Origin of the sequence: Gemmiger qucibialis, from assembly GCF_027689445.1 — a bacterium.
GTDB classification, from domain to species: domain Bacteria; phylum Bacillota; class Clostridia; order Oscillospirales; family Ruminococcaceae; genus Gemmiger; species Gemmiger qucibialis.
The window spans coordinates 463,906-478,390 of record NZ_JAQFEN010000002.1; the positions used below are offsets into that span (position 1 = coordinate 463,906).

General features: G+C 56.5%; 15 protein-coding genes and 1 tRNA gene. 11 read left to right on the plus strand and 5 right to left on the minus strand.

Annotation, left to right across the window (positions count from 1 at the left end; genetic code table 11):
- Nucleotides 1-72 precede the first annotated feature (72 nt).
- Nucleotides 73-1,116 (plus strand): RICIN domain-containing protein, encoded by a 1,044-nt coding sequence (locus PG062_RS05935; RefSeq protein ID WP_270751576.1) that lies wholly within the window; start codon nucleotides 73-75, stop codon nucleotides 1,114-1,116.
- Between the two features lie 191 nt (nucleotides 1,117-1,307).
- On the opposite strand, the gene PG062_RS05940 is transcribed toward PG062_RS05935, so the two are convergent.
- The gene (locus PG062_RS05940; protein WP_270751577.1) at nucleotides 1,308-1,859 is read right to left on the minus strand and encodes a manganese efflux pump MntP; all 552 of its coding nucleotides are present in this window, start codon (nucleotides 1,857-1,859) and stop codon (nucleotides 1,308-1,310) included.
- A gap of 739 nt (nucleotides 1,860-2,598) precedes the next feature.
- Here PG062_RS05940 and PG062_RS05945 point away from each other — a divergent pair.
- Entirely contained in the window at nucleotides 2,599-3,417 is an 819-nt protein-coding gene (locus tag PG062_RS05945; RefSeq protein ID WP_113999660.1) for a Cof-type HAD-IIB family hydrolase, read from the plus strand.
- Complete coding sequence (locus tag PG062_RS05950; RefSeq protein ID WP_270751578.1) at nucleotides 3,414-4,385, plus strand: 3'-5' exonuclease; 972 nt, start codon at nucleotides 3,414-3,416, stop codon at nucleotides 4,383-4,385. The genes PG062_RS05945 and PG062_RS05950 overlap by 4 nt, the downstream gene beginning before the upstream one ends.
- Before the next feature lie 169 nt (nucleotides 4,386-4,554).
- Here the strand turns inward: PG062_RS05950 and PG062_RS05955 are convergent, their stop codons facing one another.
- From PG062_RS05955 to PG062_RS05970, 4 genes are all read right to left on the minus strand, one after another.
- Nucleotides 4,555-5,223, minus strand: a complete 669-nt coding sequence (locus PG062_RS05955) for an SdpI family protein (protein WP_270751579.1) — start codon at nucleotides 5,221-5,223, stop codon at nucleotides 4,555-4,557.
- On the minus strand, nucleotides 5,207-5,494 hold the full coding sequence (locus PG062_RS05960; RefSeq protein ID WP_113999657.1) for an autorepressor SdpR family transcription factor: 288 nt from the start codon (nucleotides 5,492-5,494) through the stop codon (nucleotides 5,207-5,209). Before PG062_RS05960 ends, PG062_RS05955 begins: the two co-directional genes overlap by 17 nt.
- Before the next feature lie 3 nt (nucleotides 5,495-5,497).
- Complete coding sequence (locus PG062_RS05965; RefSeq protein ID WP_270751580.1) at nucleotides 5,498-6,337, minus strand: YhfC family intramembrane metalloprotease; 840 nt, start codon at nucleotides 6,335-6,337, stop codon at nucleotides 5,498-5,500.
- Between the two features lie 145 nt (nucleotides 6,338-6,482).
- Entirely contained in the window at nucleotides 6,483-7,676 is a 1,194-nt protein-coding gene (locus tag PG062_RS05970) for a trigger factor (RefSeq protein ID WP_113999655.1), read from the minus strand.
- Between the two features lie 234 nt (nucleotides 7,677-7,910).
- Here PG062_RS05970 and PG062_RS05975 point away from each other — a divergent pair, with 234 nt between their 5' ends.
- From PG062_RS05975 to PG062_RS06010, 8 genes are all read left to right on the plus strand, one after another.
- The gene (locus PG062_RS05975) at nucleotides 7,911-8,114 is read left to right on the plus strand and encodes a DUF896 domain-containing protein (protein ID WP_113999654.1); all 204 of its coding nucleotides are present in this window, start codon (nucleotides 7,911-7,913) and stop codon (nucleotides 8,112-8,114) included.
- A gap of 194 nt (nucleotides 8,115-8,308) precedes the next feature.
- Nucleotides 8,309-9,601: an adenylosuccinate synthase gene (locus tag PG062_RS05980; protein ID WP_113999653.1), complete on the plus strand. Its 1,293-nt coding sequence runs from the start codon at nucleotides 8,309-8,311 to the stop codon at nucleotides 9,599-9,601.
- Between the two features lie 175 nt (nucleotides 9,602-9,776).
- Nucleotides 9,777-10,967: a cation diffusion facilitator family transporter gene (locus tag PG062_RS05985; protein WP_270751581.1), complete on the plus strand. Its 1,191-nt coding sequence runs from the start codon at nucleotides 9,777-9,779 to the stop codon at nucleotides 10,965-10,967.
- Nucleotides 10,968-11,009: 42 nt separating this feature from the next.
- A complete protein-coding gene (locus tag PG062_RS05990) occupies nucleotides 11,010-12,185 on the plus strand; it encodes an NAD(P)-dependent malic enzyme (protein WP_113999651.1) in 1,176 nt (391 codons plus the stop codon).
- A gap of 2 nt (nucleotides 12,186-12,187) precedes the next feature.
- Nucleotides 12,188-13,027, plus strand: a complete 840-nt coding sequence (locus PG062_RS05995; RefSeq protein ID WP_270751657.1) for a fumarate hydratase — start codon at nucleotides 12,188-12,190, stop codon at nucleotides 13,025-13,027.
- Between the two features lie 216 nt (nucleotides 13,028-13,243).
- Nucleotides 13,244-13,462, plus strand: a complete 219-nt coding sequence (locus PG062_RS06000; RefSeq protein WP_270751582.1) for a hypothetical protein — start codon at nucleotides 13,244-13,246, stop codon at nucleotides 13,460-13,462.
- A gap of 7 nt (nucleotides 13,463-13,469) precedes the next feature.
- A complete protein-coding gene (locus tag PG062_RS06005; protein WP_113999649.1) occupies nucleotides 13,470-14,027 on the plus strand; it encodes a Fe-S-containing hydro-lyase in 558 nt (185 codons plus the stop codon).
- Between the two features lie 364 nt (nucleotides 14,028-14,391).
- A tRNA-Leu gene (locus PG062_RS06010) sits at nucleotides 14,392-14,472 on the plus strand.
- Nucleotides 14,473-14,485: the final 13 nt, after the last annotated feature.

The following is a 14,485-nucleotide window of genomic DNA, read 5'->3' on the forward strand; positions in this document are numbered from 1 at the left end:
CGCAGAACACTGCCAGCCGCAGGCGTACAAAACTGAACAACCAACACGATAAACTGAGAGGAGAGCTTATACATGGCTACCAAGAAAATTGCTCAGACCGTTATTACTGAGGATAAGTTTTATACCATCGCCGCTGCAAACGGCAAGGTTGTTGAAGTAAAGGATTACAACACCGAGAACGGCGCTCAGATCCAGCTGTGGGATAATGCCAACGCCGAATGGCAGCAGTGGAGCTTTGTGCGCGCCGGCGAGGGCGTGTACCGCATCAAGAACCGTTTCACCGGCAAGATGATGGACCTGGATTGCTCCGGCGTGACCGATGGCACCCATGTTCACCAGTGGGAAGGCGCTAACGCTTCCAGCCAGCTGTGGATCGTGGAGCCCGCCAATGATGGCCGCGTAAAGATCAAGTCCAACCTGGCCGGCAAGTGCCTGGACCTGGTCAACATGAACACCGAAAACGGTGCAGTCCTGCAGATCTGGGCCGATGTGAACGGCGATAACCAGTACTGGACCATCAACGAAGTGACCCGCAAGCCCAAGACCAGCGCCAAGGCTACCGCCGCTAAAGCAAAGGCTGAAGTGAAGGCTGCCGCTGAAAGCGCTGCCAAGACCGTTGACGCCGCTGCCAAGGCTGCTGCCGAAGTTGCTACCGAGGTTGTTGACGCCGTGAAGGCTTCTGCCGATAAGCCGGTTGCTGAAACCGCCGCTGAGGTTGTTAAGACCGCCAAGAAGGCCGCCTGCAAGACCAGCACCAAAAAGGCTGCCGAGGCTGCTGTGACCACCGCAAAGAAGGCAGCCGAGGCTGCCACTGCCGTTGCTGCCGTGGCCACCGACGCTGTCAAGGAAGTTGCTGAAAAGCCCGCCGTTAAGGCCGCTGCCGATGAAGCTGTGAAGGCTGTAAAAGAAGTTGCCGAAAAGCCCGCTGTCAAGGCTGCTGTGGAAGCTGCCGACAAGGCCGTGAAGGAAGTTGCCGAGAAGCCTGCTGTCAAGGCTGCCGCCAAGGCCGCTGACGAAGCCGTTAAGACCGTTGTGGAAGCTGCAAAGCCGGTTGTTGAGGCTGCTAAGCCTGCTGTAAAGGGCAAAAACTCCCGCAAAAAGCGCAGCAGAAAGTAATTTATTTTAAAGTGTCAGAATACCCCCTGATAAAAAATAAGTCCCGCCCGCAGCACCCCTCGCTGCCGGGCGGGACCTTTTTTGTGCAGGATCAATCCCAAAGAAAACTGCCCGTATCACTCCGGCCAAAAACCGGAAAGGATGCGGGCAGCTGTTTTATCAGAATAACGGAAATAAGAGAAAGCCAAATTTTACAGGAAGCTCTGGATCAAGGTTTTCAGGCCGATCAAAATCAGCACAAGGCCGCCAATGCGCTCCGAAACGGCGCGGTACTTATCGCCAAACACGGCACCAACCTTAACGCCGATGGCAGACAGGGTAAAGGTGGTGCAGCCGATCAGCAGGGCAGCAACCACAATGTTGGCTTCCATTGCGGCAAAGCCAACGCCAACGGCAAAGGCGTCAATGGAGGTTGCAACGGCCAGCGGCAGCATGGCTTTGGCGGAAAAATCGTTGTCCACAGTTTCATCGCCGCCAAAGCTTTCCCGCACCATGTTTACGCCGATTACAGCCAGCAGGATAAAGGCAACCCAAGGGCCAACGCTGTTGAGCAGGTGCTCGAACCGGGAACCGAGGAAGTAGCCAAAGGACGGCATAATGGCCTGGAACGCGCCGAACCAGGCACCGCAGATCAGCGCGTGGGACAGCTGTACTTTGCGCACCGAAAGCCCCTTGCAGATGGAAACCGCAAACGCATCCATCGAAAGGCTGATGCCGATCATGATCAAGTCAAACAAACTCATACCCAAATACCTCCAAATTAGGGCAATACCGCATAATTCTAAGTGCCGATACGGCGAGCGAGGTGCGGCAGCTGCTAAGCCAAAAGCGCAGATAATACTGGATGCTGCAAAGGTGAGCGCCGCCAGTGGCGGAAACAGCGAACCGAAGCAGGGGCAGCGGTCGCAGAGTGCAAGGGGCTTTTGCCCCCGAAGCACGATGCGGGTACCGCAACCCGACATTATCGAGCATTTTGGCAACGCAGATGCCGTGCCGCAGCTGCCGGAGCGGTGCTTAAGCCGCAAGGCGGGAATTGTGCGGTGTTGCCTTAGATCCAAGGGCAGAGCCGGGCAAACAAAAAAGACCTATCCGCCCAGCACCTGCACACAGCATGCAGGTGAACCCTGTGCGGATAAGTCTCGTCATTTCAAGTAGTGCCAGAGCCTTTGCTGTTAGCTCATTGTGTTGGCAAAACTGCACAGCTGCTCTTGCCCAGTGCCGCGCCGACTACTCCCTTATTGCCTGAATAGTGTACCATGTGGAAAATTTGTTGTCAATGCGTTAGTTATTGCTAACCGTTAAAATCCCGGTCATTTTCCGGGTTTTGCCACAAAAATGGGTGTGCTGCACCGCAAAATCAGCCCTGCTGCGCTCCAAAGAGCAATGCAGGCAGAAACAACCGGAATCTTTACCGCCCCCTTGCGCAATGGCGGCTGATAGGGTAAAATAAAAAGACGAAAAAACAAAGAAACAGGGGATATTATGCAATACAAAGTTCTGGCACTGGATCTGGATGGCACACTGACCAACAATGCCAAAGTCATTACCCCACGCACCAAAGCTGCCCTGCAGGCAGCAGCGGACCGCGGCGTGCGCATTGTGCTGGCCAGCGGCCGCCCCACCGTGGGCATTGAGCCGCTTGCCAAAGAGCTGGAGCTGGACCGCCGCGGCGGCTGCATCCTGAGCTATAATGGCGGTAAGATCATTGACTGCAAAACCGGCGAAACGCTGGTGCAGCATGAGTTCCCGCCGGAGCTGATCGACCCGGTGTGCACCTTTGCCCGCTACTGGAACGTGATGCCGCTGACCTATGATGCCAAAGGCATTGTGACCGAGGATGCCGCCAACCCCTATGTTGGCGAGGAAGCCCGCATCAACAAAATCCCGGCCCGCCAGGTGGAAAACCTGCCCGCCGAGATCCAGTGGCCCATCAACAAGCTGCTGCTGGTTGGCGACCCCGTGGATATGCCCCATGTGGAGGAGCTGATGCAGCAAAAGTTTGCGGGCAAGCTTTCCATCTACCGCTCGGCGCCGTTCTTTATTGAAACGATGCCCCTGGGGGTGGAAAAATCCGCCTCGCTGGCGCTGCTGCTGAAAAACATGGGCCTTGGCCCCGAAAACCTGATGGCCTGCGGCGATGGCTGGAACGACCTGCCCATGATCCGCTATGCGGGCATGGGCGTTGCCATGGGCAATGCTGTGCCGGAAGTAAAACAGGCAGCCAAATACGTCACCGCAGATAATGAGCATGACGGGGTAGGGCTGGCCGTTGAAAAATTCATCTTGGAGGACCCGCAGTGAACCTGATCGTTTTTGACTTGGAATGGAACATGGGCAATGCGCCCAAAACCTTTAATTATCATGGGGCGGAGTTGACCCTGCGGGGTGAGATCATCCAGATCGGTGCAGCGCGGGTGGACGAGAATGGCGATGTACTGGATACCTTTGAGATGACCCTGCGCCCCCGCATTTTCCGCAAGCTGCATTGGCGCATTGCGGAGGTGACTGGCCTGAGCCAGGGTGATCTGGAAGCCGGGGTGCCCATTGCCGAAGGCCTGCGGCGGTTCCAGGAATGGGCCGGCCCCGATGCCGAATTTGCCGAGTGGGGTCTGGACGATGTGCCGGTGCTGAAGCAGAACCTGTTCCTTTATAATATGGACGAAAGCTGGCCCACCCGCTGGTATGACCTGCAGCAGATCTTTTTGAAAAATTTCCCCCGCGGGGAAGGCGAGGGCCTGACGCTGGAAAGCGTGGTGGACCGCCTTGGCATTGAGCATGACGGCGATTTCCACAATGCGCTGGACGATGCCCTGTACACCACAAAAATCTGCCGCCGCCTGCCGCTGGCCCAGGGCATTGCCGAATACCCGGACCCCGCCGCCCAGCTGACAGCCGCCCTGCTGAACAATACCGATACCGAAACGTACGATATCCAGACCTACTTTGACCGCCTGGACCACGATGCCTATAAAAATGACCCTGCGCTGTATCAGGTGGGCTGCCCGTTCTGCGGCAAGCCGCTGGTGCTGAACGATATCTGGCTCAAGCGCGGCAACACCGGTTATTATACCGAAGCCACCTGCCCGGACCACGGCCCGTGGTTCCTGCGCTTTAAGCTGAACCGCCGCGACGGTCTGCATTGGAACTTTGCCCGCTGCATTGAGACCGTGCGCCCCGAAAGCTATGCCCGCTATAAAAAACTGGAAAAATCCCAGCGCGAGCGCATCCGCATGAAAGCGGAACGTGCTGGAAAGAAAACTCAGGAATAAAAATAAAACGCTCCCCGACCTGTGCATAAGAGAACTGCATGGAGAGGGGAGCGTTTTGTAATGAATAAAGAATAAATAATAAAGAAGAATGGTGGTGGGCGCTGCGCGCCTTTTTTGGATATTAGGCACGATGCAGGATAAAGAATGCGCTCCGGGTGGGGGCGCTTACTTACTTCATTTTGCCGATGTAGACGAGGTAGGAGTAGAGGTAGATCCAGGCGGAGCCGCCAAAGACAACGGCCAGCAGCAGGATCATGGTGGCGGTATCGCCCAAAATGGTGGCCAGCAGTGAAATTACAATCAAAGCAGCACCCATAACAACAAACACAATGCCGCCCATGCGCTGGGTGCGGTTCCAGTTGTGTTCGTTGTTCAGCGCCCAGGGAGTTTTGCAGCCGAACATATAGTTCTGCTTGATGCGCGGCATATAGTTGCCCAAAAAGATGAACAGTACCCCGCAGCCGCCGCAGACCAGAATACCGACCAGGCTGCTGCCTTCCGGAATCAAGCCGAACACGCTCAGCTCCGAAAACCAGCTCATAGCTGACATAAATATTGTAAGGGCAGTGAGGGAGGCGTTCCAGACGCCCTTGAACTTTTCATAATTCTGGTGTTTGGGGTCAATGCGGGGCAGCACTGCCATCAAAATCAGCATCAGGGCGGGCAGGGCTGCCATAATCAGCACAGTGGATTTTGGCCCCCAGCCGTTGGCCTGGCCGTCCGCGCCCCAGTGGGTGGGCACAACATCCGGCAGGGAGCCATAAAAGCAGAGGTGCGCCGCAAAGTTGATGGCGCAAAAAATCAGCAGCCCCCAAAACAGTTTATTTCGTTTCATCATCAGGTCCACCTTTCACAAAGCCAAAATCGAAAAACCACTTAACAGCTTCCTGGAACACGGTCAGGTTCAGGCAGTACACAATATTCTGGCCGCGGCGCTCATCCGTTACCAGCCCGGCATTTTTCAAAATGTTCAGGTGGTGGCTTACGGATGGCTTTGCCATATCAAAGTGCGCAGCAATATCACCGGCACTCATTTCGCCTTCGCTCAACAGCTCCAGAATGCGCCGCCGGGTGGGATCCCCCAAAGCCTTAAACGCATCGCCTACCATAGGTCAGCTTTCCTCCTTATCGGATAACGTCTGCTGTTCCGGTTCTTGCAATGCACAATACTGCTTTTTGGCGTAAGCCGCGCAGCCCAGGCAGAGCACCAGCAGCAGTGCTTCCACCAGCCAGGTACTGTGCAGCACGCCGCACTGGAATAAAGCGGCGGGAACATCGAACAGCGCATGCAGCGCCACCGCCAATCCCAGATACCCGGCCTTGCGCTGCCGGACAGCCCGGAATACAACCACCGAGAGGGAAATGTGCAGCGTCATGGCAATCGCGCGTTCAGCCAGCCCCAGCAGCAGGTTGGCGGCCCCAAAGCTGGCAACGGCGGCGATCTGTGCCTGTACCTGGTCCAGCTGCGCGCCGGTCAGCCCATTGGTTATGGTTTCAATGCTGCCGCTGTTGACAAGCTGCGCAATCGCAATATTATTGATGGCGGTGAGCCCCAGAACCAGGATTGCCTCGATCCCGCCGTGGCCGATGCCATAGGTTACGGCGTCCCGCCGGTTGGTATAGCGCTTGAGCAGAAAGCGAAACGCAAGATAGCGCCCGACTTCCTCAAACACGCCCGCCAGCAGACAGCCGATCAGGGTGTAAGCCCACGCATGGGTCAGCACATACTGCGAAACGCCGGTGCCGCCGCCAAAGAAAATGGCCTTGGGCACACCTTCCAGTACCTGGGCGAAAACGACGAAGGTCACCGCGCCGACAACAGCAGGAAACAGCTTTGCACCCCGGCAGAATTTGAACTTCCATACCAAAAGAACCAGAACCGGCAGCCCGATACCGGCTGCGGCGGCCAAGGCGCTCCACAAAATGGTCTGCAAAGAAATTATCGTGCTCATAACATATACCCTTTCAGAAAATCACAAGAATTATATATTTAGATAAACGTCTAAATATTATGGCCCTAATATACCACCCGCACACGGCTTTGTCAAGCGGGCGCGGGTGGTACGGTTAAGGGGGTAGCCAAACAGCTTGGGCAGCTTAGGCAACGTTGTCGATCTGGTTCTGCATCACAATGTCATGCAGAATGTTGGTTTTCACGTAGTTTTCGCCGTAAGCGTTCACATAGCTGGTCATATCGGTGGAGCCAAAGTAGCGGGAGAACTCAGCGTTCAGAATGTCGGTATCGCATACAATGTTGTTCTTCTCCGCCAAAGCCTGCATGATCAGGATCTGCTTGATCATGCTCTGCTTGGAGCTTTCGCTGTTTTCCAGGTATTCATCCACACTGCTGTAACCGGCCTGGCTCAGCATGGTCTCCAGCGAAACGCCGCGCATCTGGGCGTACAGGTACGGCTGGTACAGCACGGTATTGGTGAAATACTGCTGCACATCTTCGGGCAGGGTATCGGTATTGACTTCGGCAGCATCGTACAGCTGGCCGTACAGCTCATTGGCTTCCTGATTGAACAGCAGGCTGTTGCTGACAAAAGTTTTCAGCTCAGCCACATTGTTCATGCCCATGGACTCGGCCAGGTTGCTGCTGACCCAATCATCAGTCAGGTCGGGGGTCACATCCTCGTTGATGTAGTTCAGCGTGGTGGCGAACACTGCGTCCTTGCCGGCTAGGTTGGTGGCCTGGTAGTCATCCGGGAAGGTGACATTCACATCAAAGGTTTCGCCGGGCATGTGGCCAACGATCTGATCCTCGAAGCCGTCAATAAAGGTGCCGCTGCCCAGGGTCAGATCATAATCGCTGCCGGTGCCGCCGTCAAAGGCAACGCCGTCAATGGAACCGGCAAAGTCAATGTTCACAGTGTCACCGTTTTCGGCGGCGCGGTTGGTGATCTCGTTGGTGGTCTTATAGTTGGAAAGAATGTTGTTGGAAATGTAATCGTCAATATCACTGTCGCTCACGGTGGTGGCATCGTCCGAAAGGGTAAAGCTCTCAGTATCCGGCAGCGTGACGTAATCCAGCGCGGTGATGCCTTTCAGGTAGCCGTTCTCGTCATAGGCATCACTGAAAGAAAAATCAGCCAGATAAGAATAATCATCGGCGGCGCTTTCTGCGGTAGCGTCGTCAGGAACAGTGCTTTCACTGGCAGCTTCGCTGGAAGCTGCGCTCTCGGCGGTTGCTTCGCTGGAGGATGCGCTGGAACTGCAGGCAGTCAGGCCAAAAACCATGCCGCATGCCAGCAGGCTGGCAGCAGCGCGGGTCAGGTTGGTGTTTTTCATGGGTTGTCTCCTGTCTTTTTTGAAAAAATACATCGCGTACCGCAGCAGGGAAAAATACCCCCGTCAAAAGCGGATACTTTTCTATTATACAGCTTTTTTGCAAAAAGTACAGCCCTGCATTCACAAAAGGGAAGCGGGTGTGTTATAATACCCATGGCAGAGCACCCAATGCTCTGCCATGGGCGGCAGACCTGCTGCCCGGATATCCTTATATAAGGAAAGGAACAGAACCCTATGGAAAAAGAAAAAATCGCGCGCATCAATGCGCTGGCTCATAAAGCAAAAACTTCCGGCCTGACGGAAGCCGAACTGGCGGAGCGTGACGCCCTGCGGCAGGAATACCTGGCCGATATCCGCGCATCCATGATTGACCAGCTGGAGCATACCACGGTGATTGAACCGGACGGCACCCGCCGCAAGCTGCAGGTGCGCCACTGATCCCCTGTTCAAAGTGGCGGCCCGGCTGGCGCGGGGCTGTGTGGTTTGCACAAAATTGTGCCGGGGTATTGGAATTTGCAAGCGGGTTTGCTATAATATAGCTGGCGGCGAATCCCGGCTACAAGAAATCAGTCAGCCACCCGGCAGACTGAACGGAAAAGGCTGTACATTTTGCCAAAGCGAGGTTATTTTTCATGCTTACTGCAATTACCGGTATCAACTGGGGCGACGAGGGCAAGGGCCGTATGGTGGACCTGCTCTGCCGCGATTATGACATCGTTGCCCGTTACCAGGGCGGCGACAACGCCGGCCACACCGTCAAAAACGAGTGCGGCAAGTTCGTACTGAACCTGGTGCCCTCCGGCATCCTGCACCCCAACATTGTCTGTGTTATGGGCGGCGGTATGGTCATTGACCCGGAACATCTCGAAAAAGAGATCGCCGCCCTGCGCGAACAGGGTGTTAAGATTACCCCGGACAACCTGAAAATTTCTGACCGTGCTACCATCACCATGCCGTTCCATGTGGAGCAGGATGGCCTGGAGGAGGCCCGCCTTGCCAAAACGGGCGCACAGTTTGGTTCCACCAAGCGCGGCATTGCTTACACCTATGGTGATAAGTACATGAAGAAAACCCTGCGCATGGGCGATTTGGTCCACATGGATGCCAGTGTGCGCAAGCGCCTGGAAACCCTGGTGGAATCCAAGAACCTGACCATGGTCAACATTTATAACCAGAAGCCTGTCAGCGTGGACGATATGTGGAACTGGTGCAAGCACTTCCAGGAAGTGTTCAGCGCTTACATCTGCGATGTCGGCCAGTACCTGGCAGATGCTGACGATGCCGGCAAGAAGATCATGTTTGAGGCCCAGCTGGGAGCCCTGCGTGATATCGACTACGGCATTTATCCCTACACCACTTCCTCCAACACCATCGGCGCTTATGCACCCATCGGCGCTGGCATCCCCGGCCGCAAGCTGAACAAGTCCATCGGTATCATGAAGGCTTATTCTTCCTGCGTGGGTGACGGCCCCTTTACCACCGAGCTGGCTATGACCGAGGAAGAAAAGCACCTGCTGCGTGAAGCCGGCCATGAATACGGCGCTGCCACCGGCCGCCCGCGCCGCGTTGGCCCGTTTGATGTGGTTGCTTCCCGTTACGGCGTTCAGTGCCAGGGCTGTGACGAGCTGGCCCTGACCCTGTTTGACGTTCTGGATTATATGGAAGAAGTTCCCGTTGTTGCCCAGTACAAGCTGGCTGACGGCACTGTGACCGACCGCTTCCCGACCGGCAAGACTTTGGACGATGCACAGCCGGTTGTCGTCAAGCTGCCGGGCTGGCACTGCGATATCACCTCCGTGCGCAAGTACGAGGACCTGCCGGAAGCTGCCCGCGGCTATGTGGAATATCTGGAAAAGGCCGTTGGCTGCAAGATCAAGTATATCTCCGTTGGCCCGGAGCGCGATGCCTGCATCATTCGTGACTGATCTGCATAAGATGGTCAGCAGGAACGCTGCTTGAACCTGAAATGATAAATGGCGGACCCCCATCGGTCCGCCATTTTTGTAAATTATCTGTCTGTGGGTTTTGTCGGATACAACGCCCCAGCAGGAAACTTCAATTCCGAATATCCATATCTGTAGGGGAAGGGAAGAGCAATTCTTGACAAAACTTCTGATCAGACTTTTTATCCGTGATCCGGCCAATATCCAGGACCGCACCGTGCGCACTGCTTACGGCAACCTGGCCTGCATGGTGGGGATTGTGTGCAATGTGCTGCTGTTTGCGGGCAAGTTTACGGTGGGCACCCTGTTTGGCAGTATGGCCATTGCGGCGGACGCATTGAACAACCTGTCCGATGCAAGCTCCAACGTGGTCAGCCTGGTGGGCTTCCGCCTGGGGTCAAAACCTGCCGATGATGAGCACCCTTACGGCCATGCACGGTACGAATACCTGGCGGGGCTGGCGGTTTCGGTCATGATACTGGTCATCGGCATTGAGCTGCTGAAAGAAAGTTTCCTCAAGGTGCTGCACCCCACGCCGGTCACCCTTAGCGCGCTGACCATAGCGGTGCTGGTGGTGTCCATCCTGGTCAAACTGTGGATGAGCAGCTTCAACCGCAGCGTTGGCAGCCGCATCAAGTCCGAAACGCTCATGGCCACTGCGGCGGATGCCCGCAACGATGTGGTTACCACTGCCGCGGTTCTGGCCGCTACCATTCTGGCTCACCTGACTGGCATTGACCGCATTGATGGCCTGATGGGTGTTGGCGTGGCGCTGTTTATCCTTTGGAGCGGCGTCGGCCTGGTGCGGGATACCATCAGCCCGCTGCTGGGCGCGGCCCCTGACCCGGAACTGATCGATTACATTGAGAAAAAAGCCCTGAGTTACCCCGGTGTGCTGGGCATCCATGATTTGATGGTGCATGATTACGGGCCCGGCAGCAAGCTGGTCAGCTTCCATATTGAGCTTTCCGCCGACAGTGATGTGATGAAAAGCCATGACCTGATCGACTCTATCGAGCGGGATTTTCAGGTGCATGACCATCTGCTGGTCACGATCCACTTTGACCCTGTTGTGACGGATGACCCGCATATCAACGAACTGCGGAAATTCTTGAAAGAACAGCTGGCCGAGATTGCGCCGGAAGCGGATATCCATGACCTGCGCATTGTGCCCGGCCCCACCCATACCAATGTGATTTTTGATTGTGCTGTGCCCGCAGACTGGCTGGCCGCCAAGGACCACCGCGCCAACAAAATCCCGGCTGCTTTGCGCAAAGCGGTATCGGACCGCTGGCCGGACCATTTCTGCGTGATCCAGCTGGAACCGATTTATGCAAAACTGAAATAAAAACAAAATCAATACAGGAATACGAACAAAGGAGCAACTACCATGGATTACAATGCCGCCGCACTTGAAATGCATGCAAAATACCCCGGCAAGCTGACGGTCAACAGCCTGTTTGAAGTCAAGGACCGTGACGCCCTGTCCACTGCCTACACCCCCGGCGTTGCGGAGCCCTGCCGCCAGATCAAGGCGAACCCGGACGATGTGTATAAATACACCTTCAAGGGCCGCACCGTGGCAGTTGTCACAAACGGTACTGCTGTGCTGGGCCTGGGCAACATCGGCCCCGAAGCTGGTCTGCCGGTCATGGAAGGCAAGTGCGTTCTGTTTAAGGAGTTCGGCGGTGTCGATGCGTTCCCCATCTGCCTGAATGCTTCCACCCGCGAGGAAGTTATTGCCGCTGTCAAGGCCATTGCTCCGACTTTTGGCGGCATCAACCTGGAGGATATCCGCAGCCCGGAGTGCTTTGATATTGAAGCGGAGTTGGAGCGCGACCTGGATATCCCTGTATTCCATGACGACCAGCACGGCACCGCGATTATCGTGCTGGCCGGCGTGCTCAACGCCCTCAAGGTTGTTGGCAAGCGGCTGGAAGATGTCAAGATCGTGCAGAACGGCCCCGGCGCTGCCGGTACGGCCATCATCAAAATGCTGCAGGTTGCCGGTGCCAAAAACATTGTTGCTGTGGATGAACACGGTATTCTGTACCCCGGCCGCCCGGCGGGCCTTGCCGACCATAAGGAATGGCTGGCAACCGTGACCAACCCCGAACACCTGACCGGCACCCTGGCCGATGCCGTGCGCGGTGCAGATGTCTTTATCGGCACCTCCGTTGCCGGTGCGCTGACCACCGAGATGGCCGCCACCATGGCACCGGATGCCATTGTGTTCGCCATGGCCAACCCCAACCCGGAGATCATGCCCGATGCCGCCAAGGCAGCCGGTGTGCGGGTCATCGGCACCGGCCGCAGCGATTTCCCCAACCAGGTCAACAATGTTCTGGCGTTCCCCGGCATCTTCAAGGGCGCACTTTCCGTCCGCGCACGGGACATCAACCCCCAGATGAAGATGGCCGCCGCGAAGGCCATCGCCGGCCTGATCCCGGAGGACGAGCTGAACGAGGAAAACATTCTGCCCAAGGCCTTTGACCCGCGTGTGGCACCGGCTGTGGCTGACGCTGTGGCGCAAGCTGCACGGGAAAGCGGCGTGGCGCGGGTATGAGCATCCGGGAGGTAAACGCCGTCGCCATTACCGATGCGGTGGAAGAACTGTGCATCCGCGCCAACACCCAGCTGCCGCCGGATGTGAAGCAGGCGCTGGATAACGCCCATGCCGCCGAACCCTGGCCGCTGGCTCGCCAGACGCTGGAACTGCTGCAGCAGAACCTTTGCGTTGCTGCAGAAAAAGACCTGCCGATCTGCCAGGATACCGGCATGGCCTGTGTGTTCATCGAGCTTGGCCAGGATGTGCATATCAACGGCAATCTGGACGAAGCTGTGAACGAGGGCGTGCGCCGCGGGTATGAGAAAGCCTACCTGCGCAAGTCCATCACCGCGGATCCCTTGCAGCGCGTGAACACGGGGGATAACACCCCGGCGTTTTTAACGGTACATCTTGTGCCGGGGGATGTCTGCAAAATTACCGTAGCCCCCAAGGGCGCAGGCAGCGAGAATATGAGCCGCCTGACCATGCTCAAACCTGCCGATGGCGTGCAGGGCGTAAAAGACTTTGTGATGGAAACCGTCAAGCAGGCGGGGGCCAACCCCTGCCCGCCCATTGTGCTGGGCATTGGCATTGGCGGCAGCTTTGATAAATGCGCAGCTCTGGCCAAAAAGGCACTGCTGCGCCCGCTGGACCAGCCCAACGCGGACCCCTATTATGCCGCGCTGGAAAAAGAGCTGTTGGATGCCATCAATGCAACCGGCTTTGGCCCGCAGGGCTTTGGCGGTGCAACCACCTGCCTGGGCGTCTGCATTGAACAGCTGCCCACCCATGTGGCCTGCCTGCCGGTGGCAGTCAACGTAAGCTGCCACGTTACCCGCCGCGCCAGCGCTGAGGTGTAAGGACTTTTTACGGGCATTGTTGTCCCTTCTTTGAAAAGAAGGAAGCAGAAACTTTGAGCAATATAGGAATAAACGGTGGAAAAGAACGGCGAAACAATGAAATATGGGCAACATCAACTGCGAAATGCGATGTGAGCTAAGCCACCAAAACAGGGGAAACAGCATCATAACATGCTGCCCCAAAGCAAGACACAAATTTTTAAGGAAGAGATCAAATTGGCAAACAAACCGCAAATTGATATCCCACTGGGGGAACCGGCTCAGCATAAACCGGGCAGTAAAATCGATATCTCCTTGGATGACGATCAGCCGCCCAAGCTGCAGCCGGACCCGGCACCGGGGCAGATTTTGCAAACTGAAATGGAAATGGTAAACCGCCACCATGAGGAAGTCAGGGAGCAGCACCGCCGCGCGCGCGTGCAGCAGGAAGGGTAATTTTTATATGCAGGTACGTTTAACAACGCCGCTTACACGGCAGGAGCTTGCCCCGCTGCACGCGGGGGATACCGTGCTGCTGACCGGCACCGTATATACCGCCCGCGATGCCGCCCACGCCCGTATGAACGAAGCGCTGGACCGTGGGGAACCGCTGCCGTTCGATATCAAAGGCGCGGCCATCTATTATGTCGGCCCCACACCGGAGCGCCCCGGCTGTGCCATTGGTGCGGCGGGTCCCACGACATCCGGCCGCATGGATAAGTTTACCCCGCGCCTGCTGGACCTGGGCCTTGCCTGTATGATCGGCAAGGGCAAGCGGGATGAAGCCGTAAAGGCCGCCGTTGTGCGCAACGGTGCTGTGTACCTGGCAGCCATTGGCGGGGCAGGTGCCCTGATGGCTGGCAGCGTAAAAAGCTGCGAGATCATCGCCTGGCCGGACCTTGGGTGCGAGGCTGTCCGCCGCCTGGAAGTGGTGGATATGCCCCTTACCGTTCTGCTGGATGCCCATGGCGGCGACCTGTACCAGTCCGGCCCACAGGCATACCTGCAAAGCCTGACCTGATACGAAACCTGAGGCAACACCGCACAATTCCCGCCTTGCGGCTTGAGCACCGCTCCGGCAGCTGCGGCACGGCATCTGCGTTGCCAAAATGCTCGATAATGTCGGGTTGCGGTACCCGCATCGTGCTTCGGGGGCAAAAGCCCCTCGCACTCTGCGACCGCTGCCCCTGCTTCGGTTCGCTGTTTCCGCCACTGGCGGCGGCTCACCTTTGCAGCATCCAGTATTATCTGCGCTTTTGGCTTAGCAGCTGCCGCACCTCGCTCGCCGTATCGGCACTTAGAATTATGCGGTATTGCCCTAATATGACCCGTCTGCCTGCATTGACAAAAAGCGTGATACCTGTTAAAATACAAAGGTATTTTGAGCGGATATGGCGGAATTGGCAGACGCGCTGGTTTTAGGGTCCAGTGTCTACGACGTGCAGGTTCAAGTCCTGTTATCCGCACTGAATAATAAAA

Excerpts from the sequence above, each read along its gene's own strand:
- PG062_RS05955 (WP_270751579.1), bottom strand. The coding sequence starts at position 5,223 with ATGATGAAACGAAATAAACTGTTTTGGGGGCTGCTGATTTTTTGCGCC.
- PG062_RS05965 (WP_270751580.1), bottom strand. The coding sequence starts at position 6,337 with ATGAGCACGATAATTTCTTTGCAGACCATTTTGTGGAGCGCCTTGGCC.
- PG062_RS05935 (WP_270751576.1), top strand. The coding sequence starts at position 73 with ATGGCTACCAAGAAAATTGCTCAGACCGTTATTACTGAGGATAAGTTT.
- PG062_RS05975 (WP_113999654.1), top strand. The coding sequence starts at position 7,911 with ATGGAAAAAGAAAAAATCGCGCGCATCAATGCGCTGGCTCATAAAGCA.
- PG062_RS05970 (WP_113999655.1), bottom strand. The coding sequence starts at position 7,676 with ATGAAAAACACCAACCTGACCCGCGCTGCTGCCAGCCTGCTGGCATGC.
- PG062_RS05990 (WP_113999651.1), top strand. The coding sequence starts at position 11,010 with ATGGATTACAATGCCGCCGCACTTGAAATGCATGCAAAATACCCCGGC.
- PG062_RS06005 (WP_113999649.1), top strand. The coding sequence starts at position 13,470 with ATGCAGGTACGTTTAACAACGCCGCTTACACGGCAGGAGCTTGCCCCG.
- PG062_RS05960 (WP_113999657.1), bottom strand. The coding sequence starts at position 5,494 with ATGGTAGGCGATGCGTTTAAGGCTTTGGGGGATCCCACCCGGCGGCGC.
- PG062_RS05945 (WP_113999660.1), top strand. The coding sequence starts at position 2,599 with ATGCAATACAAAGTTCTGGCACTGGATCTGGATGGCACACTGACCAAC.
- PG062_RS05940 (WP_270751577.1), bottom strand. The coding sequence starts at position 1,859 with ATGAGTTTGTTTGACTTGATCATGATCGGCATCAGCCTTTCGATGGAT.
- PG062_RS05980 (WP_113999653.1), top strand. The coding sequence starts at position 8,309 with ATGCTTACTGCAATTACCGGTATCAACTGGGGCGACGAGGGCAAGGGC.